We start from the raw sequence: 20,065 nt of genomic DNA, 5'->3' as shown, positions 1-20,065 counted from the left end.
TGCATCCAGAAAAGATTAGCTAAGAAGTTATAGTGAAAAGAGGCAGTTATGGCAGTTTTTGAGGGAACTTTTACCCAAACAGAGCCTTTGCGGTTTGCTTTGGTGATTGGTAGATTTAATGATTTAGTTACCATGAAGCTGGTAGCAGGATGTCAAGATTGCCTAAAACGTCACGGTATAGATCCTGATCCCCAAGGGGATCAAGTAGATTATGTTTGGGTTCCCGGTAGTTTTGAAGTTCCTACAGTAGCTCGTCAATTGGCACTCTCCCATCGTTATGATGCCATAATTTGTTTAGGTGCGGTCATCAAGGGACAGACACCCCATTTTGATTATGTTTCCGCTGAAGTTGCCAAAGGTATTGCAGCGGCCAGTTTCCAAACAGGTGTACCCGTAATTTTTGGAATTTTGACCACAGATACCATGCAGCAAGCGCTGGAAAGAGCCGGAATCAAGAGTAACCACGGCTGGGATTATGCGATGAACGCCATAGAAATGGCCAGCCTCATGCGTCAATTAAATTCTAACCTGGCAGAATCTTATCCTAGTAATGCTCAGTCTCTACCAGCATCAATCAAGAGTTCTGTGCAGTCAGAAGTAGTTTAGAAATTGGGTATTGGGCATTGGGAATTGGGTTATTCATCCTCCCCATTACCCCCTGCCTTCAAAAAAATTTCCAATAGGGGTTGACAAACCTAAAGAAATCTGAGATATTGAATATTGTGTTGAGTTTGCGGGTGTAGCTCAGTGGTAGAGCGCAACCTTGCCAAGGTTGATGTCGTGGGTTCGAATCCCATCACCCGCTCTGAGGATAAGAAGAATATTAAGTTTCAGGTCTGTGAAGAAAAAGTATTTTCACAGACCTGAAGTTTTTATTAACTGAAATTAATTCTTACCATTCAGAAGCAATATTACAGCAGCAGTCAGCATTCAGCCCTAAAATGCTTACTAGCAAGGACTTTTAGATTAATGTTTGTACCTCATTTACCTCGAATCTGCTGTAACATTGCCAATGACTAATGACCAATTAAAAATAGCGGCTACAATGCTTGCAGAAATATACTAGAGATAATGCTAAGTGTGGTGAGATTCAACATAAATGAGATGAGAAGGAAAATTAACCAACTCAGCGAACTTGTTGAAATAGGTAATCCCAAGAGTAATTTTTGGTATTTCCGCTCACACCCACAACTGTTAACAAAAACTTGCTCAAGTTATTTAGATTGCTTGTGCCATCTCAAAAACCCGAAAAAATAGACTTAAATATTGACTATATCTGTCCTTGTCGTCGTCGGGGACGGTTAGTTCCCATAACCCTGACAGAAGCATTTGGTTGCGATCTCTGTCAGCAGATTTTCGTCGTCGAAGATGATGGTTATGCACTGGAACAGTTGTCTACCACCTATCCTTATAAACGGGCTTGGCGTTGGACAGGAAAAAATTGGAACTTGATCCAGCCACGCTTGGCAGAAAGTTATTTACCGATAGCTTTAGGGATCATTTTCGTGCTAGTGATTATATGGTTGCCATTAGCCTTACGCTTGGCAAATGGTTCGAGTATAATTGCTTGGGCGTTAGTAGCGGTAGTGTTAGCTATTTTGCCAGCAATTATGGTTTGGTTAACCTATAGACGTTAACTAAATAAACCTTAGTTCCCAGATGGTACAAGACCCTGGATTTATCAGTGGAATCAATTGCCAATGATGCCAATGAAAAATCCAAAATCCTCAAACCCCCAGATTTATCTGTGGGGTAAAACCAAAATTTAAAATCTAAAATCGGATGACTGTTGAAGCTTTTGATGATTGTCCCGAACCAATGAACAGTGCCAAACGCGCTTATCAAGCTTCCCTGAAGTTAGGAACTACTAAAGGGGCAGATAGAAGTCGTGCTGTGCTGGCAATGGCGGAAGCACTTAACAATTCTCTTGACGATATTCTCGAAGCCAATACCTTGGATCTGGAAGCTAGTCGAGAAATGGCAGTACCAGAATTAATTTTAGATTGGTTAAAGCTAACACCTTCTAGGTTAGAAAATACTGTGGAGATTCTCCAACGCTTGGGAGAATTATCAGATCCCTTGCGAAAGGTGAGAATTGCTGATTATCAACAGGAAGATTCTCAAAGTTATCTCCAGTTAATGCCTTTGGGTGTAATTGGATTTATTTATGAGGCGTTTCCGGAGTTAGGGGCGATCGCTGCGGGTTTTTGTTTGAAAACTGGTAACAGTGTCATCCTCAAAGGTAGTGCAGAAGCGAGTCATTCCAATGCTATCATTGCCGAAGTTTTACAAACTGCTATTAATGAAGTAGGTTTACCAACAGGTTGTATAGAATTAGTCACCACTGAACATGGTACTTCTTTACGGGATTTAGTCACCCAAGATCAATATTTAAGTTTAGTTATACCCTATGGACGTTCTAGCTTAATTCAGCAGGTAGTTAGACAGGCTACCTGTCCCGTGTTAAAGTCTGCAATGGGAAATTGTTATCTTTATTGGTCGCTCAATGGTAGTTTAGAGATGGTTAGGTGGATGATTTTGGATAGCCACGAAAGTGAACCAGATCCGGTAAATGCCATTGAAAAAGTTTTAATCCATCGTCAAGCTTTACCATCTTCCTTGTCTGTGTTGTGGAATAGTTTAACAGAGAAGGGTTTTGAACTCAAAGGAGATGCGGAACTAGTAGAAGCCTTTCCCCAACTGCAATTAGCAAAAGAAGGAGAATGGGAAACACCATACTTAAACAAAACTATAGCTTTTAAATTAGTAGATAGTTTAGATAATGCGATCGCCTGGATTAATCAATATAGTAGCGGTCATGCTGATTCTATTGTTACAGATTCCTATCAAGAAAGTCGGCAATTTGCATTAGGGGTAAATAGCGCATCTACTTATATTAATGCTTCTCCCCGATTTGCCCGTAATTCCTCACGGGGTGATGCGGTATTTTTAGGAATGTCTAATCAAAAAGGACACCGCAGAGGGTTTATTAGTTTGGAAACCTTAACCACTGTGAAGCATATTATTCAGGGGAATGGAAGGTTTTAAATAGGTGAGATTTTTGTAAATAGTTTAAATCACTGTCAACTACATTGCATCTTGTATAAACTATGTTAGTCTTGGTATGGTGTCTTTAGTGCTATATATGACTAAACTGAATACTACTAAAGTGGGTAACCAAACTCCAAAAAAATACAGATGGCCTATCTGGTTTCCATATCCTAATTCTTGGTTAAAAGCCTTATTTATAGCGTTATTTTTAAGAGTTATTGCATTTGTATTTACAAATACTGGGGAGTTAGGCTTTAAAATCGCGTCTTTTACAAATAGTCCAGAATTATTGATCATATTTTCAATCTTGGCAGTTATATCTCCTATTTTTGTGATCACTTTTACCCATCACATCTTTCATGTAATCATTGGTAAATTTTTCCCTAGTATTCAAGCCCCAGAAATAGGAAAGACCCAGGTATTCATGCCAGGAATAGTTAGTATATGGGAAGGTTTGTATGGTTGGATGGCCATTGTTTTATCAACACTCATATCTTTTTTATTTATAATAATCTTCTTTCCTATTTCTAATCTAAACCTTTATCAATCAGTTGAGTTTTATACGGAATTTCAAGAGACCATCACAGTAATATTTGGAAGTATTTGGATTATCACTGTAGCTTTACTTTACCAAATTGATTTCTTATTTAAAAGAAGGCTATTATTTGTATCATTAGAAAATTCCAACAAAGAACAAAATTCACCCTCACTAAATAACACACAAACTAACCTAACAAATGATAATAATAATTCTGTAGATGTAGAGATGGATAGATTGCGCGGTAGTATGGGATTAACAGAAATGAAAGGTACGAAAAAACCATCTACTCATTCCCAATCATCTCATAATACAACAGACGATAACTTTCAAAAAGCCCTTAAATTAGCGAAAAATGCTGCCCAACTAACGAGAACTGCAAACACAAAATCAGAATGGTATCAGGTAGGTAAAGAATGGCAAAAAACCATAGAAATGTTGAAAACAGTACCAATATCTCATCCTAATTATGCCGCAGCACAAGAAAAGATAATTGATTATCAAAAATATATTAACTACGCTCAAAAAATAATTAATAGTAAACACATAAATAACTAAAATAAGCCATGAATTGCTTCTATCTGCGTCTCTGCGTGAAACAAAAAAAAGCCCGCACTTGCGGACTTAATCAACATCAAACAATCGAGAAATTATTTCACAGTCTCATGCTCATAAGTGTGATAAACCTTTGCACCTTCATCTGGAACAAAACGACAAACCTTTGCAGAATGCAATAATGCCTTCCAAATAGGAACATCAGACTTATAGTAATAATCACCCATCACAGGTTTAATTGCCTCCGTCGCCTTCAACAAATTATAGTGAGGCATATTCAAAAAGATATGATGGGCAACATGAGTACCGATATCATGATGGATATGGTTAAAAATCCCATAATCTCTATCAATAGTAGAAATTGCACCTTTCAAAAAAGTCCAATTATCACCACGATACCAAGGTAATTCCTGTTCAGTGTGATGTAAATAAGTCACCAAATCCAACCAAATCACAAACACAATGTAAGGCCCAGCGTAGTATTTAATTAACCACATCCAACCCCATTGGTAAGTAAGAAAACCTAACAAACCTACCATACAAATCCATAGGGTAGTGCTAGTGATAATATCCCACTTTTCAGAAGGTTTAAACAGCGAACTTCTGGGGTCAAAATGTGAACCACTTTTACCAGGAGTGCGTTGAAACAAATAGATGGGATAAGCTAGTGGCAAAAACAGATAATAGCGAATTACTTTTTGTAACCAAGGTAATTCTTGATATTGAGATTCGCTTAGAGGATACCAGCTTTCATCATTTTCTATACTGCCAGTATTTTTGTGGTGAGTTCTGTGGCTAATTCTCCAACCGTGATAAGGCACAAGAATGGGAATATGGGAAAGATGACCAACCAAATCATTTAACCATTTATGCTTAGAAAAAGATTGGTGTCCGCAGTCATGGCCAACCACAAACAAAGCCCAAAACATAGTTCCTTGCATTACCCAGAAAATTGGCCAGAAATACCAAGAATCTAAATAATTTGCTAGTGCATATAAACCAGCAACAATAGCAACATCACGGAAAAAGTAATAGAGAGATTTAGCTACATTAGGCTGAAAACATTCAGCGGGAATAGCAGCTTTTAAATCTGCGAGAGTAAACGGAAGTTTTTCTTCATCCTGAGCAGATTTAAGCACAGAATTTTGATTGAATTGAACTGAATCTAATTGCACTGGAATTTGTAATTTTGGGAAAGAATAAAATTGTCAGGTGGGTAATTCCCACCAAATGATGCAGACATTAATAAAAATGATTTAAAAAGAGATTTGATTAAATCATTTTTTATAAATCAGAAAATTATTTCTGAGAGTAATATTCATCAAAAGTTGTATAACCAATGTCAGTTTGATAAAGTTGACATTCGTTAGTAATTTGCTTCATCAAACCCCAAGAAAATTTTAGTTCATCATGAAGATGCTCACCCCAATTTTTCTTGATGCTGTCGTAAGCTAACCGCAAATTATAAGAAGGTATTGCAGTAGAAATATGGTGGGGAACGTGAACATTAATATCGTGACAAAGCACTTCTACCCAGCGGGGATAATCACAGTGGATAGTTCCAAATAACTGTGCCATAGCTTCATTCCACTTATCAGCAGTTTTGAAAGGAACATCTGCAATTGTGTGGTGAACAATGGTAAAGGTACTCATCCAGAAATGGTAAACCATCCAAGGAATAAACCAGAATTTAATAAAGCCCCAAACACCAGTTGTAATAATTAAAGTTGGGAAAACAATAGCTGCAAAAGCGATAACTACAGCCACAGATAATTTAACACTAGCTCGGTCTTTTTCTTGGAACTTGCGAGCATCAAAATGGACAACAGCCCAATGTCCAATAGAACCTACCCACCACAAACGCTTCTGCATAAATAATTGAAAAGCAGACTGTCTGGTTGTGTCCCAACCTTCAAAAACTTCTGGTCTGATGGGATGCCAGGCGTTATCCTCATCAAGTTTATTGGTATGTTTATGGTGATGATTATGTTTAATTCTCCAACTGTGAAAAGGGTAAATTAAAAACATCATGAAAAAATGACCAACAACATCATTTACCCAACGACTATTGGAAAAAGAACGATGTCCGCAGTCATGACCAATAACAAAAAATCCTGTTAAAGCAGTTCCTGTAAAAATCCATGCTAGGGGGAGAAGAAACCAGGGCGAAATTGCCAAAAAATAATAGCCTAGTGCGGCCATAGACAAACTTAAAAATACTGTTGTCCATGCCTTGCGGCTATTTTTCTGAAAACACTCCTTGGGTAAACTTTTGATGATATGTTTTAGTTTGATTTCGTCTTTACTAAGGTCTGCATAGACGAAATTCTCCTGGTCTTTGATCAGTGATGTAGTCATGAATACCTAAAAAACAACAGACTGGGCTGCAAATTCAATATAAAAATGAGTTTACAGCAAAGTTTTGTAACATTAATTTCTGAGATTATAGCAACCTAAGAGCAACTTAGGGTAGATAAAAATTCAAAATTCAAGATAACAAAGATTCGAATTTTGAATTGCTGTAGTTAGGGTTTGCTGATAAAGTCTTGTCGTGGAGACAGGTGACAGGTGACAGGTGACAGGTGACAGTTTCAAGAGTTGGATGGGAACTATTTTTCCTTGAAGCAGGAATTAAATGCAAGGTTTTTCAGTTCTCACCTCATCAAAGCTTGCATTTTTTGAAAGTCAAAATCGCTAAAATCGTTTACCTGTAATGTTTTGAGATTTATTCAGCAAGCCCTAGTTACACACAAAAAGCCAACAGTTTTATAACCGAAATTAAGTCATAAAACTATTGACTTTCGACATAAATTATGCGTTATGCTTTTTTCTCTGCCAGTTTAATATTGGTAGCTAAACCGAACAGTTGGAGTAATTGAATAGTTATCCAAGTTACATCAATTTCCCACCATTCCAAACCATGACGAGCAGAGTATTGATAAGCATGGTGATTGTTATGCCAACCTTCACCAAATACTAACAGAGCAACCCACCAACAATTAGTGGATCTGTCTCCAGATTCATGACTGCGATAGCCAAATTTATGGGTAGCGCTGTTAACCAACCAAGTGCAGTGGTAAACCCAAACGATGCGGGCAAAAATACCCCAAATAACAAAAGACCAACCACCCAAGAGTAGTAAAACTACACCCAAAGCAGCCTGGATGAGAATGAAATATTTTTGTAAAAACTGATAAACTGGGTCTTCCGCAATATCTTTTGTAAAGCGAGGAATTTGAGCGTGTGAGGGAGAATGAAAAATTAACCAACCGATGTGACTCCACCAAAAACCCTTATTAGAATCATGGGGATCTTGCTCGGTATCAGAATGTAAATGGTGAATGCGGTGTGTTCCTATCCACTCAATTGGTCCACCTTGACAAGCAAGAGTACCACAGAAAACTAAAAAATACTCCAACCATCTAGGAGTTTGAAAACTGCGATGGGTAACGAGACGGTGAAAACCCAGAGTCACACCTAGACCACCACTCACCCAGTAGAGGAATAGTGCAACACCAACGGCTTTCCAGCTAAAGTTACCAGGAACAAAGGCAAATAAAGCACCGATGTGCAGAACGATGAAGAATAGGGTATTTACCCAGTTAATTTGAGGTTTAGTTGAGGTAGCAATTGTCATGCAGTAACCTTTATAGGAATTGTCCAGCCTAATCTGCGTGATTTGAGAATCCGCATATTTAGATTATTTTTTTAAATGAGGAAACAATGAACAGCATAGATCAGCTGCGGGAAGCAGAACAGGCACTATTAGAATTTTTTTATGTTATTGACACTCAGGTCAAGCAAAATCTTCAAAGAGTTCTGAATGCTTTTCGTCATCATCGTGTGGGAGCGCACCATTTTGCAGGTGTTAGCGGCTATGGACATGATGACTTAGGGAGAGAAACCTTAGACCAGGTTTTTGCCGAAGTGATGGGAGCAGAAGCCGCCATAGTGAGAGTACAGATTGTTTCAGGAACTCATGCGATCGCCTGTGCGCTATATGGCGTACTCCGTCCTGGGGATGAAATGTTAGCAGTTGTCGGTTCTCCCTACGATACTCTGGAAGAGGTCATTGGCTTGCGTGGTCAAAACCAAGGCTCTCTTATTGATTTTGGCATAAAATACCGCCAACTAGAACTAACCCCAGAAGGAAAAATAGATTGGGCAGCTTTAAGTACCGCAATTAAAGATAATACACGCCTAGTTTTAATTCAAAGATCCTGCGGCTACTCATGGCGACCTAGCCTTTCCATAGCTGACATTGAAAAAATTGTCAAAATCGTCAAACAGCAAAACCCCAACACCGTATGTTTCGTTGACAACTGCTACGGAGAATTTATAGACACCAAAGAACCAACCCACGTAGGTGCAGACCTGATGGCCGGGTCATTAATCAAAAACCCTGGTGGGACATTAGTCACAGCCGGAGGATACATAGCCGGAAAAGCCGACCTAGTAGAAGCAGCAGCTTGTAGACTCACAGCCCCAGGAATAGGTAGTGAAGGAGGGGCAACCTTTGATCAAAACCGCCTCCTCTTCCAAGGATTATTTTTAGCCCCCCAAATGGTAGGGGAAGCAATGAAAGGAACATATTTAACAGGATATGTATTTGATAAACTTGGCTATCCTGTCAACCCTGCACCCTTAGCACCAAGGGGAGATGTGATCCAAGCTATTAAACTAGGTTCAGCGGAAAAACTGATTGCCTTTTGTAAAGCGATTCAACAGTATTCGCCCATTGGTTCTTATTTAGACCCTGTTCCTGATGCGATGCCGGGATATGAAAGTAAGGTAGTGATGGCTGGGGGGACTTTTATTGAGGGTAGTACCTTGGAGTTATCAGCAGATGGCCCTTTGCGAGAACCTTATATTGTTTATTGCCAAGGTGGTACACATTGGAGTCATGTATCTTTGGCGTTACAGGCTGCTATTGAGGCTGTGGGAGAAAGTTAAGAAGAGTTTCGCGCAGAGACGCTAAGGAGCAAAGGCGCGAAGGAAGAGAAGGGTTAAAGTTTGTTGGCTATGCGTTTGATGCCGTCTTTGATGAGGACTTCACCGAAGTTGATGAGTAAGCCAAGGCGTTTATTGGCAAGGGTGAGATAGGTGGTGAGTTGTTTTTTGTGGACGGGGTGAAGGGTGTCTAGGGATTTGATTTCAATGATGACTTTGTTTTCAACTATTATGTCTGCCCGAAACCCTTCCTGCAAATGAACACTTTCATAAACTACAGGTATTGCTTGTTGTCTTGCTACCTGTAAACCTCTACTTTCCAACTCATAAGCCAAAACAGTCTCATACACAGATTCAAACAACCCAGGACCCAACTTAGTATGAATCTTATACGCAGCATCAACAACCTGAGTCGCTATTTCATTCTCCGTCATCTTCTGCTCCTTCTTCTTAACTTTGTATCTTCTTATTATCTTTGCGCCTTTGCTCCTCTGCGTCTTTGCGCGAAATATTTCTTAATCCGGTAATTTATACTGCGCTACGATCCGCTTCGCAAACTCCGGTACATGATCTTCTAATTTCTCTGGATGATTCCGCATAACATATAAGTAGTTTCTTGTAAAGTGGGAATCCATCGAAAATTTCCCATATTCCAATCCTTGGGGTCCGATTTTGTCTATCACGACTCCCATTAATTTCGCTACCCACATGGGTAAGGTAACTGCATCATCGTAGGCTTTGATACCTTGTTGGACGGCGGCTTTTCTGTCTCCTTTGGAGGTGACTGGCTGGGTGTAAAGTTGATCTTTGACGAGTTCTAACATTTCTTTCCCTGTATCATTTCTGACTACTATCCATTGCCAGTTGAAGGGTGCGCCCATGTATCCCACTACTATGTCTGCTAGGGAGTTGACGTAATCGAAGCAACTCATACATGATGGGGCGAAGATATCTTTTAATACGTTGGTTTTTAAGCCGAAGAAGGGGACTTTTTCTACTGAACCATCTTCGTGTTTAAAATGTACCCGGAAGTCTTGCATAAATTCGTAGCTAACCACGGTTTCGGGGGAACTGCTGGTGGTTTCTAGGAATTTTTGCAGTCCGGCGCGGGTAACGTTATCTACGCATGGTGTACCCAGGACATAGAGTTTTTCTAGTCCGAGTTTTTTCTCGACGGCTCGTAATGCTTGGATTTGACAACCTACTCCGATGACTAATAGGCGTTTCATTCCTGATTTTTCGATTTCTTCTAATACGGAGAGGTTGGGGGATAGGGTAGGTTTATTTACTTTGGCTGCTAGTATTTCTTCGGGGGTGCGGGCGATGATGGGCATGGGTTGAAAGCGGTCTTCTTTGGTGTTTTGGACACAGACTACGCCTTCGACTAAGCCCCGGTTAAGCATTTCTATGGCGATGGTGCTAACTATTCCTGTCCATTGCGCGCCTTCGATGGGTTGTTGTTTGCGGGCGGCTATCATTTCTTGATGTACGCCAAAATATAGTTCGTTTTCGTTTTCCAGGTTGCGGGGGCGGTTATGGGTGGTGGTTTCTAGTTCGTCTATTCTTTGGGTAATGAAGGCGCACGCTTCTTTAACGTAGTGGATATAGTAGGTATCGCATAGTCCGCATTCGCTACAGAGTTCTTTGGCGGGGCGGACGCTTCCGGGTTTGAGGGCTTTGGCTTTTTTGTGTTTGTTGGTGTCTATGGATGTCATTTATTTTGTTTATTTTTCTTGAATATCGCTTTTATTACCTTACCGTTTGGGGTTGTGATGTGGGTGGTTTGATTTGGGTAAGAGGTTTGATATACAAAAGTACAAGTGTACAAAGAATATTAAAAAAACTAATACTTGTACCTTTTATACACACTAAGTATTTAAATTTGTATAATCTTAGATTAGTTACACAATCATCTTGAGCCTAAGTGTAAAACAAGGATAATCAATTGTGAATAATTCTGATACCAAGTGGTCTGCTGATGGTAAAACAATTCCTGAGATTGAACAGCATACAAAAACTAAACATCTACTAACAGAACAATATGTAACGGATTTAATTTATACACTTCACCGTACAGGTCGTCGTGGCGTTACAAATTTTACTATCATTGATGGTTTTTCTGGTGGTGGTATTTACAATGATAGAGAGTCGAATAGTATTTGGTTTGGTTCACCTATTCGTTTAATTAATGCTGTCCGAAAAGGTTATTTAAAATCAGAAAGAACTTATCCTTTAAATGTTAAATTTATTTTTATAGATAAGAGAAAAGAACATTTAGAATGTTTAAAAAATGCTGCGATGTCTCAAGCGGGATTAGAGCAATTATCTGATGAACAACAACACACTTTTAAAAGTGAATTTGGAGAAAGAACAGAACAGTGTGAGTTTATTACTGATGAGTTTGAAAATAAAGTGAATTACTGTATTTTTCAAGCTGACAATAGAAAGGGACATTCATTATTTTTTCTAGACCCCTTTGGTTGGTCTGATGTTTCTATGGAGAGTTTTAGAAAAATAAATAATCTCAATAAATCAGAAATTATTTATACATTTATGATTGATTTCATTAAAAGATTTATTTATGATCCAAAATGGCAAGCAAGAGACACTTTCGCAAAAGTATTGGAAACAGATGGCTATTTCGATTTAAATCATTTTCAAACATTAGATACTTTTGGAGAACAAGCAGAATTTAGGAATGAATTCATGAGATTATTTAGAAGTAGAGGTAATGCGAAAAAAATAATTACTTTTGCGATGATGCCTAAAAATAATGATAGAGTTTTATACTATTTATTTCATATCTGTAATCATTTAAGGGCGTTAGAAGTAATGAAAGATGGTAGTTGGAAATTTAATAATTTAAATTATCAATATCACTATGATATTTATGGATTTGGATTTAAAGCAGCACTATTTTATGAAGATAATCAGTTAGATTTAAAATTAGATATTAATCAAGATAGTCAAACGGCTTGCATCCATAGATTAAGTAAAGATTTAGATAAAATTATACATAATAGTCCAAATGGAATTTCGTTTCAAGACTTATGCAATAAAACAATGGAAAGGAATCCAGCAACTAGACAACAATATTTTGAATATCTTAGTTTCTTGAGAGAAGCTAAAGAGATAGAAGTCATTAGGAAAGGTAAAAAAACAAATAGTAAAAAATTAGAAAATGGGGATATAATTAAAGTATCACCACAACCAATTTTATTTAATATGCGTGGTTATATATCCTAAATAATTTCTAAGATACAAATAAACATATAATAAAATCATGATTACTGGAACTGAAACAATAATCAATCCACTACAAAAAAGTGCATTAAACAAGAAGAGTTTATGTGATTATGTAGTTAATATCGCTTCTGGTTGTTTACATGGATGTACATTTTGCTACGTTCCTTCAACACCAAGTATTAGAACTCAACAAAAAAAATTACATCACAAAGGTGTAGAAAATCCTCAGTTAGACTGGGGTAAGTATCTATTCATTAGGGAAGAAGTTCCTGAAAAATTAGATCAAATATTAAAAAGAAAAAGAAAGTGGGAAGAAACACCTTCTGGTAAAGGAGTTATTTTGCTTTGCTCTGGAACAGATCCATATCAAAACAAAAAAACAGCAGAAATTACTCGTAAAACATTAGAAGTTCTAATTAAACACAATAAAAATGTAAGAGTTTTAACTCGTGGATTGTTATGGCAAAATGATCTGGATATCTTGATTAATCCAAACATATCTCTAGGAATGAGTATTCCTTGCATAGATGATGAATTACTAAAAAAAATTGAACCACAAGCACCTTTATCATCTGATAGATACAAAGCATTGCAAAAAGGATATGAAGCCAAATGTCGTTTATATGTAGCTATGGCTCCAACCCCTCCTATGATGACTTTAGAAAATTTTAAGTTTAATTTAGATCAATTTATGAAAATTAACCCAGAAGTAATTTTTTGGGAACCAATTAACGCTAGAGGAACAAATGGAAAAAGAATGTTAGCGGCTGGTCTAGATTTTGCAAAATCAATTATGAGTAGGCAATCTTGGGCAGAAAATTTTGTTAAGCAATGGAACGATATTGAAATAGCTGCTCAACAAGTTGGTTGCTTGGATAGACTACACATTTGGCCAGATCCTTCTTTAAAAGGTTTTGTGAGTGAAGAAAAAATTGATAATTGGTTATATAGACCAACCATAGAGCAATGGGATAGCAAATAGAGACTTGTAGAAAAATATCCTTATGAATAATATTTTAGTAATTAATTTATGTAGCAATTTTATATCTTAAAATAGACTCAATAAATATCAATCTTTATTCAGCTTTAGCTGAGTTTCGCTATTAGCCATGAAATATAGCTTACGCCACGCTTCGCTATCATTTCTTGACGGTAGTGATATCATGATGATGGTAAAAAATGGATTATGCTACAATATCAAAAGTAATATATTAACTCTATGAATAATACAGACCAAATACAAACTAATAAATATCCCTTTGCTGAGGAATTAATTACTGATATTGAAGGTAATATCAAAAAAGTAGTCATGGATTTTCAAGAATACTTACGCTTGCTAGAAGCACTAGAAGACGAAGGACTTATTTTAGCAATGAAAGAAGTAGAAAGTGAAACTCCTTTAAATTTTGATCAAGCATTAGCAGAATTAGAAAAAGAGTGAAGACCCAGTATCTACCCAGTTTTATTAAAGACCTTAAAGCACTCAAAAGTACACCTTACTATGAGTCTATTAAAAAGTTTGCTTTTGAAGAAATCATCGAAATATCAAGTTTTTTAGAAATAACGAATATTAAAAAACTTCAAGGATATGATAATGCTTATCGTATTAGTATAGGTGATTATCGTCTGGGAATTATTTTTGATGGTGAAACATTAATTTTTGAAAGAGTTTTACACCGTAAAGAAATTTATCGCTATTTTCCTAAACAGATGATTTAAAATGTTGTTTTAATTGTCATAAATTTTTGTAGGGGTTTAGCATTGATAAACCCTCCATAATTATTTTCTACTAATGACTATTTGCATAACTAGGAATTCTTCTCTCAACTAAACCCAAACTAGCTACTGCATATTTAACAACTACACATTCTTGGGTTGCATGACAAGAACTCTTTAAAACTTGGGTTTTCACTGCGTCTTTTACCAGTTTAGCTTCATAAGCATAGAAAGCACCAGCAGGAGTTTCAAAACTCAATTCTGCTAAAATTGTATTGTTATCTAAACTTTGCTGTAATATCTTACCTGCTACTTTGTTCTCAAACCATTTCCATCCTTGACTAAATATTATTTCTCTTTCTAAAACCTGTAATGCAGGGGGTAAAATTCCCCAACCACGATACACTTTTTCTAAAAATTGAATATCACCAGTTTTAGTTAAAATAGATTTAAAAGAATCTTGATCTAATTTTCCATAATATCTTGCTTCCGGTAAGTCTATTGCTGTGGGTGCAAAACGATGTCCACCAAAATGACTGGATCTCCAAATTCTTATATGATTAAATTGTAAGTCAGAAATAGTATTTTTAGCCTGAAAATAAAATGGATTTCCGTATCTAGCACAACATTGATCATAACTACCATGTGTACAAATTAAAATGTCTCTGTTGATATTATTTTCTATTTGATAATCGGGTGGTTCTCCTGATAACCATTTCTCCACAACTTCTGCTACTTTTTCTATATTGGGTACTTTAAATTCTTGCTTTTGATAGCTATTACTTAAACCTTCTGGTTTGTGATAAATCAATACTGTTGTTTCTTGGACTTTGTGTGATTCATCGTTAGCTATTAATAAAAATCTAATTGGTTGTTTACTACGATGTACTTCTTTCGCTAACTTTTGTAAGTTCTTGGGAACCCATTTGGAATTAAATGCTTCTGTCATCCAAGGGGTGGGACATTCTACTAATATGTAGGTTTGGTAGTTGGTAGCACTACCTATAATTTCTTCTCCTACTTGTCGGGAATAATCGGAACAGAAAAAATTCTTCATATATCTTTGCTCAAGTTTTGATTTGATTGTCAAAGGTGATGAAAATGTGAAATGGTGTTTCTAGTTACTAATTTTGATGTTAATAAACTTTAGTAGCTAAATACATTTCTCTCTTCTATAAGCTTCTACTTTTTGAAAGTTTTTCCGGTTAATAATTCATCTCTTTATAAATCTCAGCATTTAGTGAATTGTTTTTAATTAATGAATCCGCAATGAAAATGTTAGCCATGTAATTGATTTTATTGATTTTTTGAGTTAATTTTACATACTTAATGCCGATCAACATTGTTTATTTTTCACTAATTAAATCTTCTTATTTTGTATTTGATTTATACTGATAATACTGGTATTTACTGAGTTTATGAATATCGGTAAAATCCAAGTAGTAATATTAGTAACCATCTGATTTATTTGTTAAGTTTTTCTTAAATCTAAATTATAAATATCCTCATTAATTACTTTTGTCTGTCTATCCAAGGGTTGACTTTCACAGGCAGAAAATCTCTCAAATCTTACAAGCATATTAAAAATTATTCTCAACTAGCTATAAAAAAACACAGTAGATGTAATTTTATTCAAAAAAATTAGAGGGGAGTTAAAAGCAGTAAATTTTGATTCCGGTGAAAATAAAAACCAACTAAAATGAATGATACAAGAGATAAAAACTCTGTTTTTCTCCATTTGTACCCTGTTTGAGTTTAATTAGCTGTTAAAACCCTGAAAGTGTGTAGTTATGCTAAAAATTAGCAGATTTGTATCAACTGTAACTGAATTTGATCAAAAAAGCAAGTAAGTAGAGAAAATTTAGCTTCTTGCAAATTTTTCTCATATTTACCAGATTACATGAGTTTATCCATTATTGAATAAAATAATCATTAGATATTCCAATCTCATAAATAACCCATCAGCTATGAACAGGTGAGTTTAGCTAGATTTCAGATTGTGAATTTGGGATTGATAAAGTGGATAAATTGAGGAATTTGTCAACAATTAAGAAGTTATTGATCAAAAGTTTCCAGTCATTGACCAGATAATGAAAATAGTTAATCGGTAATGGGTCATTCGATTACGGATAATTTTAAGGACTTGTAATATTAAGGAATTATTGGTCAGGCTGGTTTTCTTTCATCAATTACTAATTACCAACTAGGGATTATGGCGTTAATTTTAAGTACCCATGCAAAATTAATTATACATTATAAAAATAAATTGATAAGATAAATTATTAATAGTAATAAAGAGAAAAAGATGCGATTTATTAGAGATTTGAACTTTGATGGAGCCAAATTACTAGAAAGAATATATCAAGAAAGTTTACATTCTCAAGTTAGACACAGAGCGCATTGTATTTTATTAAGCTAGAAACGGTTCTAAATCTGAAATATTGAGCGATCGCAACAATTCCATTATCCCACCCCAAGTCCTCATTGAAGGCCAATATCATTTTATGCTGTGTGTTGTCGCTTTAGGTACTGCATTAATTCAATCATCAATGAGAGTACACATATAAAATTACTGTTATAGAAAAGTCTGACAATTATGTCATAATTTGTAACGTATCTTTAAGATTTTCTCTCTAGGAGAACCCAGCCATGAGTGAACAAGCTGAAGAAGCTCTTGAGACTCAGGAGCTAGACCGTTATGAGTGTCGCGCCTGCGGTTATGTTTATGAACCTGAGAAGGGGGACGACAAATATGATATTGCCGCTGGAACACCTTTTCCTGAATTACCGCTCAATTGGAAGTGTCCAGTTTGCACGGCCAAAAAAGTAGCTTTTGCTAACATCGGTCCTGCGGGTACAGCATCTGGTTTCAAGGAAAATTTAAGCTACGGCTTAGGTGTAAACAAACTCACACCAGGGCAAAAGAACATCTTAATATTTGGCGCATTAGCCCTGGGATTCTTGTTTTTTATCAGTCTTTACGGCTTACAGTAATATCTCCTTTGGGGTGACGGGGAGATGGGGTGAGTGGGTGAGTGGGTGAGGGGGAGAATAAAAAATTATCTGTTCCCTGTTCCCTGTTTCTTAATTCAATTTTCAATAAATACTAACAAAATACTGATGCGTTCAATTGTTAAAAAATGGCAAGGAATATTTGCCGCGTTAATAGTCGTCTTAGCCTGTATTGGCTGTAGTAAAGTTCCCTCAACAACGTTTAATCCTTGGGAAGTTATTAATGTAGCTACAGAGGAAAAACTGTTTGACATTGCTTTTACTGGTGATCCTCAACATGGTTATATCGTCGGTGGTAATGCGACTCTGTTGGAAACCAATGATGGTGGTGAAACTTGGCATCCTCTGGAATTAGCAGTTGATGATCCAAAATCTCGGTTTGATTCTGTCAGTTTTGCAGGTAAAGAAGGTTGGATAGTTGGTGAACCTTCTGTATTACTACACACCACCGATGAGGGTAAATCTTGGTCTAACTTACCTCTAAGTGCTAAATTGCCTGGTAGCCCAATTATGGTGACAGCATTGGGTGAAAACGAGGCAGAGATGGTGACTGATGTAGGAGCTATTTATAAAACTACAGATGGTGGTTTAAACTGGAAGGCGCAGGTAGAGGCTGCTGTGGGTGTGATGCGGAACTTAGAGCGATCGCCTGATGGTAAATATATTGCTGTTTCCGCCAAAGGTAGTTTTTACTCCTTTTGGAAACCAGGTATGGAAGCTTGGGAACCCCATAACCGTAACAGTTCTAGACGTTTAGAAAATATGGGTTTTGCTGATAACGGCCAGCTGTGGTTATTAGCAAGAGGTGGTCAAGTGCAATTTAGTGATCCCGAATCACCCGAAGAATGGCTAGATGTAGAATACCCAGAACTAGCAACTAGCTGGGGTTTACTAGACTTAGCCTATCGGACACCAGAGGAAATCTGGATTGGTGGTGGTAGTGGTAACTTACTCCGCAGTAGTGATGGTGGCCAAACTTGGGAAAAAGATCGTGATGTAGAAGAAGTAGCCGCTAATTTGTACAAGATTGTATTTTTTAGCCCTGATCAAGGTTTTATCATCGGTGATCATGGGGTTTTGCTTAAATATAATCCAAATGCAGAAGTAACCTCTCAATCAGAGGCCGCTTAGGTGATAACCTTTTCTGAGAAGAACGTTGCAACTTGTAACTCTTTCTAAACTTTGTAGGATAATAAACTCAATAGTAGTTTTTGCGAAGGTAGTAATTTAAATGTCAGGTACCACTGGAGAACGTCCATTTTCCGATATTGTTACCAGTATCCGTTACTGGGTAATTCACAGTATCACCATTCCAGCTTTATTTATCGCTGGTTGGTTATTTGTCAGCACTGGACTGGCTTATGATGTATTTGGTACACCCCGTCCTAACGAGTATTTTACTCAAGTACGTCAAGAAGTACCCATTGTAAGCAACAGATACGAAGCTAAGAAGCAAGTAGAAACATTTATCAATAAGTAGTTTGATATCATGGCAAGCGGCAATAACATCAATCAACCAGTTACCTATCCAATTTTTACCGTCCGATGGCTTGCGGTTCACACTTTAGGTGTACCTACAGTCTTCTTTTTGGGTGCGATCGCAGCAATGCAGTTTATTCAACGCTAGGAGAAAATCATGGAAAGAAATCCTAATCCTAATCAACAACCGGTTGAGTTAAACCGTACTTCTTTGTACCTGGGACTTTTATTGATTTTTGTTCTAGGGATTCTATTCTCCAGTTACTTCTTTAACTAACTGGAATCGTCATCATTAACTTTCTGTTGATTTTTTTTTAAGGGAGAAGAGAACAATGTCTGGAGGTGGAAGAATTCCCCTGTGGGTTGTCGCTACAATCGCAGGTTTAGGTGTAATTACAGTTGTAGGTATCTTTTTCTATGGTGCTTACGCTGGTGTTGGTTCTTCATTGTAATACCAACTTAATCGGCATTTTTGTTTAAGAACCAAAATAAAAAACCGCCTGTCTTCCCAGATAGGCGGTTAATTTTTTAATGCTAATTGGTACTTAAAATATTTTTGGTTTTACTGTTCTTTCTCTGACATTGACAGAGGTAAAACATCATGAAAATATTCATAATCAATATAGCGATGTCCGTCTGGAGTTTGGTGGATAATATCAACAAATTTACTATTCCAAATAATATCTTTAGCCGTATAATTATGGCGTGCATGGACTACTTGCGCCACAGTTTCATCAATGCCACTCAAGGAAATTATTAGTGAAGAATGGGTTTGAAAAAGTGAATCTGGTGTCATTCCATGTAAAGGACTAGAAGTATCAATAGTGTGCATAAGTGACCATGATAAAGAAAAATTAGGTGTTTGATGTCTCACTAATGGTAAATCATAAATACGTCGGGTAAATTCACCTTCTGCTGTAATCTCATCACGCATAAAATACACCCGAATTTTTGCTTCTAAAATCATGTTGCGACGCTGATTTGCAGTCCGAAACATCAGAGTTGGTAGTCCCTCACAGGGAGTAATTACAGCCACATTACTAAAGATTACACGGACAGTTGGGCGGGAAAAACGAGCAAAGGCTAAACCTGTCATTACCGCCAGCCCCATCAAGCCAATTATCGCTTCAATAGTAACTACAATATGTCCATAGGTGGTTTGAGTGTACATAGTGCCACCAATAGAAGCTAAAGTTTGTACACTAAAGAAAAAAGCATCAGGAAAAGAACCAGGTCTAGCATTAGCAATACAATCTCCTCCCAACAAATAAGCTAATGCAAACAGCATATTAATAGCTATATAAAAAATAAATGTCAATGCCAAGAAACCAGACCAGGGAATTGTTAATAATAAATGGTAGGGATCACGCCAGTATGAATGCCACGCACCCATACCCATAACCTCAAATTTACCATTGTTATTTTTAATATGAACTCTAGGAATAATCTGCGATTTTTGTTTTTTTAAAATTTTCTTTAATCTCAGTTTCATGGCTGGTAAATAAAAGCCTAATAAGT

General features: G+C 36.8%; 22 protein-coding genes, 1 tRNA gene and 1 pseudogene. 17 read left to right on the top strand and 7 right to left on the bottom strand.

Annotation, left to right across the window (positions count from 1 at the left end):
- Window positions 1-48: 48 nt before the first annotated feature.
- The 5 genes from ribH to WJM97_RS21145 all read left to right on the top strand — a co-directional run bounded on the left by ribH (window position 49) and on the right by WJM97_RS21145 (window position 4,147).
- Entirely contained in the window at window positions 49-606 is a 558-nt protein-coding gene (gene ribH, locus WJM97_RS21165) for a 6,7-dimethyl-8-ribityllumazine synthase (RefSeq protein WP_353930730.1), read from the top strand.
- A gap of 127 nt (window positions 607-733) precedes the next feature.
- Window positions 734-805, top strand: a tRNA-Gly gene (locus WJM97_RS21160).
- A gap of 424 nt (window positions 806-1,229) precedes the next feature.
- Window positions 1,230-1,637, top strand: a complete 408-nt coding sequence (locus tag WJM97_RS21155) for a hypothetical protein (RefSeq protein WP_353930729.1) — start codon at window positions 1,230-1,232, stop codon at window positions 1,635-1,637.
- Window positions 1,638-1,782: 145 nt separating this feature from the next.
- Window positions 1,783-3,048: a glutamate-5-semialdehyde dehydrogenase gene (locus tag WJM97_RS21150; RefSeq protein ID WP_353930728.1), complete on the top strand. Its 1,266-nt coding sequence runs from the start codon at window positions 1,783-1,785 to the stop codon at window positions 3,046-3,048.
- 97 nt (window positions 3,049-3,145) lie between these two features.
- Window positions 3,146-4,147 carry a hypothetical protein gene (locus WJM97_RS21145; protein ID WP_353930727.1) on the top strand — a complete coding sequence of 334 codons (1,002 nt, stop codon included), beginning with the start codon at window positions 3,146-3,148 and terminating at the stop codon, window positions 4,145-4,147.
- A 92-nt stretch (window positions 4,148-4,239) separates the two neighbouring features.
- Here WJM97_RS21145 and WJM97_RS21140 read toward each other — a convergent pair whose 3' ends face one another.
- The 3 genes from WJM97_RS21140 to WJM97_RS21130 all read right to left on the bottom strand — a co-directional run bounded on the left by WJM97_RS21140 (window position 4,240) and on the right by WJM97_RS21130 (window position 7,781).
- Window positions 4,240-5,319, bottom strand: a complete 1,080-nt coding sequence (locus tag WJM97_RS21140; RefSeq protein ID WP_353930726.1) for a DUF3474 domain-containing protein — start codon at window positions 5,317-5,319, stop codon at window positions 4,240-4,242.
- Window positions 5,320-5,443: 124 nt separating this feature from the next.
- Window positions 5,444-6,502 (bottom strand): fatty acid desaturase, encoded by a 1,059-nt coding sequence (locus tag WJM97_RS21135; RefSeq protein WP_353930725.1) that lies wholly within the window; start codon window positions 6,500-6,502, stop codon window positions 5,444-5,446.
- Window positions 6,503-6,962: 460 nt separating this feature from the next.
- The gene (locus WJM97_RS21130; protein ID WP_353930724.1) at window positions 6,963-7,781 is read right to left on the bottom strand and encodes an acyl-CoA desaturase; all 819 of its coding nucleotides are present in this window, start codon (window positions 7,779-7,781) and stop codon (window positions 6,963-6,965) included.
- Between the two features lie 86 nt (window positions 7,782-7,867).
- Here WJM97_RS21130 and WJM97_RS21125 point away from each other — a divergent pair, with 86 nt between their 5' ends.
- Complete coding sequence (locus WJM97_RS21125; RefSeq protein WP_353930723.1) at window positions 7,868-9,097, top strand: methionine gamma-lyase family protein; 1,230 nt, start codon at window positions 7,868-7,870, stop codon at window positions 9,095-9,097.
- A gap of 53 nt (window positions 9,098-9,150) precedes the next feature.
- On the opposite strand, the gene WJM97_RS21120 is transcribed toward WJM97_RS21125, so the two are convergent.
- On the bottom strand, window positions 9,151-9,528 hold the full coding sequence (locus WJM97_RS21120; protein WP_353930722.1) for a GxxExxY protein: 378 nt from the start codon (window positions 9,526-9,528) through the stop codon (window positions 9,151-9,153).
- An 81-nt stretch (window positions 9,529-9,609) separates the two neighbouring features.
- Entirely contained in the window at window positions 9,610-10,809 is a 1,200-nt protein-coding gene (locus tag WJM97_RS21115) for a Coenzyme F420 hydrogenase/dehydrogenase, beta subunit C-terminal domain (RefSeq protein ID WP_353930721.1), read from the bottom strand.
- A gap of 232 nt (window positions 10,810-11,041) precedes the next feature.
- Here WJM97_RS21115 and tcmP point away from each other — a divergent pair, with 232 nt between their 5' ends.
- The 4 genes from tcmP (at window position 11,042) to WJM97_RS21095 (ending at window position 14,059) form a co-directional block, all read left to right on the top strand.
- Entirely contained in the window at window positions 11,042-12,340 is a 1,299-nt protein-coding gene (gene tcmP / locus WJM97_RS21110; RefSeq protein WP_353930720.1) for a three-Cys-motif partner protein TcmP, read from the top strand.
- Window positions 12,341-12,377: 37 nt separating this feature from the next.
- On the top strand, window positions 12,378-13,322 hold the full coding sequence (locus tag WJM97_RS21105; protein ID WP_353930719.1) for a radical SAM protein: 945 nt from the start codon (window positions 12,378-12,380) through the stop codon (window positions 13,320-13,322).
- 237 nt (window positions 13,323-13,559) lie between these two features.
- On the top strand, window positions 13,560-13,781 hold the full coding sequence (locus tag WJM97_RS21100; protein WP_353930718.1) for a hypothetical protein: 222 nt from the start codon (window positions 13,560-13,562) through the stop codon (window positions 13,779-13,781).
- Window positions 13,778-14,059 (top strand): type II toxin-antitoxin system RelE/ParE family toxin, encoded by a 282-nt coding sequence (locus WJM97_RS21095; protein WP_353930717.1) that lies wholly within the window; start codon window positions 13,778-13,780, stop codon window positions 14,057-14,059. Before WJM97_RS21100 ends, WJM97_RS21095 begins: the two co-directional genes overlap by 4 nt.
- 70 nt (window positions 14,060-14,129) lie before the next feature.
- On the opposite strand, the gene WJM97_RS21090 is transcribed toward WJM97_RS21095, so the two are convergent.
- Complete coding sequence (locus WJM97_RS21090) at window positions 14,130-15,113, bottom strand: sucrase ferredoxin (RefSeq protein WP_353930716.1); 984 nt, start codon at window positions 15,111-15,113, stop codon at window positions 14,130-14,132.
- 1,248 nt (window positions 15,114-16,361) lie between these two features.
- On the opposite strand from WJM97_RS21090, the pseudogene WJM97_RS21085 reads away from it, so the two are divergent.
- The 7 genes and pseudogenes from WJM97_RS21085 to WJM97_RS21055 all read left to right on the top strand — a co-directional run.
- Window positions 16,362-16,472, top strand: a pseudogene (locus WJM97_RS21085) (IS630 family transposase); the annotation flags it as partial.
- A gap of 233 nt (window positions 16,473-16,705) precedes the next feature.
- Window positions 16,706-17,050: a rubredoxin gene (locus tag WJM97_RS21080; protein WP_353930715.1), complete on the top strand. Its 345-nt coding sequence runs from the start codon at window positions 16,706-16,708 to the stop codon at window positions 17,048-17,050.
- A 126-nt stretch (window positions 17,051-17,176) separates the two neighbouring features.
- The gene (locus tag WJM97_RS21075) at window positions 17,177-18,199 is read left to right on the top strand and encodes a photosynthesis system II assembly factor Ycf48 (protein WP_353930714.1); all 1,023 of its coding nucleotides are present in this window, start codon (window positions 17,177-17,179) and stop codon (window positions 18,197-18,199) included.
- Between the two features lie 100 nt (window positions 18,200-18,299).
- Complete coding sequence (gene psbE, locus WJM97_RS21070; RefSeq protein ID WP_353930713.1) at window positions 18,300-18,548, top strand: cytochrome b559 subunit alpha; 249 nt, start codon at window positions 18,300-18,302, stop codon at window positions 18,546-18,548.
- Between the two features lie 9 nt (window positions 18,549-18,557).
- Window positions 18,558-18,695, top strand: a complete 138-nt coding sequence (gene psbF, locus WJM97_RS21065) for a cytochrome b559 subunit beta (protein WP_013190556.1) — start codon at window positions 18,558-18,560, stop codon at window positions 18,693-18,695.
- A gap of 9 nt (window positions 18,696-18,704) precedes the next feature.
- Entirely contained in the window at window positions 18,705-18,824 is a 120-nt protein-coding gene (locus tag WJM97_RS21060; protein ID WP_353930712.1) for a photosystem II reaction center protein L, read from the top strand.
- Window positions 18,825-18,879: 55 nt separating this feature from the next.
- The gene (locus WJM97_RS21055; protein WP_353930711.1) at window positions 18,880-18,999 is read left to right on the top strand and encodes a photosystem II reaction center protein J; all 120 of its coding nucleotides are present in this window, start codon (window positions 18,880-18,882) and stop codon (window positions 18,997-18,999) included.
- 110 nt (window positions 19,000-19,109) lie between these two features.
- Here the strand turns inward: WJM97_RS21055 and WJM97_RS21050 are convergent, their stop codons facing one another.
- Window positions 19,110-20,039 carry an ATP-sensitive inward rectifier potassium channel 10 gene (locus tag WJM97_RS21050; RefSeq protein WP_353930710.1) on the bottom strand — a complete coding sequence of 310 codons (930 nt, stop codon included), beginning with the start codon at window positions 20,037-20,039 and terminating at the stop codon, window positions 19,110-19,112.
- Between the last annotated feature and the right edge of the window lie 26 nt (window positions 20,040-20,065).

Origin of the sequence: Okeanomitos corallinicola TIOX110 (assembly GCF_038050375.1) — a bacterium.
Classification (GTDB): domain Bacteria; phylum Cyanobacteriota; class Cyanobacteriia; order Cyanobacteriales; family Nostocaceae; genus Okeanomitos; species Okeanomitos corallinicola.
Note: the sequence above shows the minus strand (reverse complement) of the source record. Positions and strands in the feature narration are given on the sequence as shown.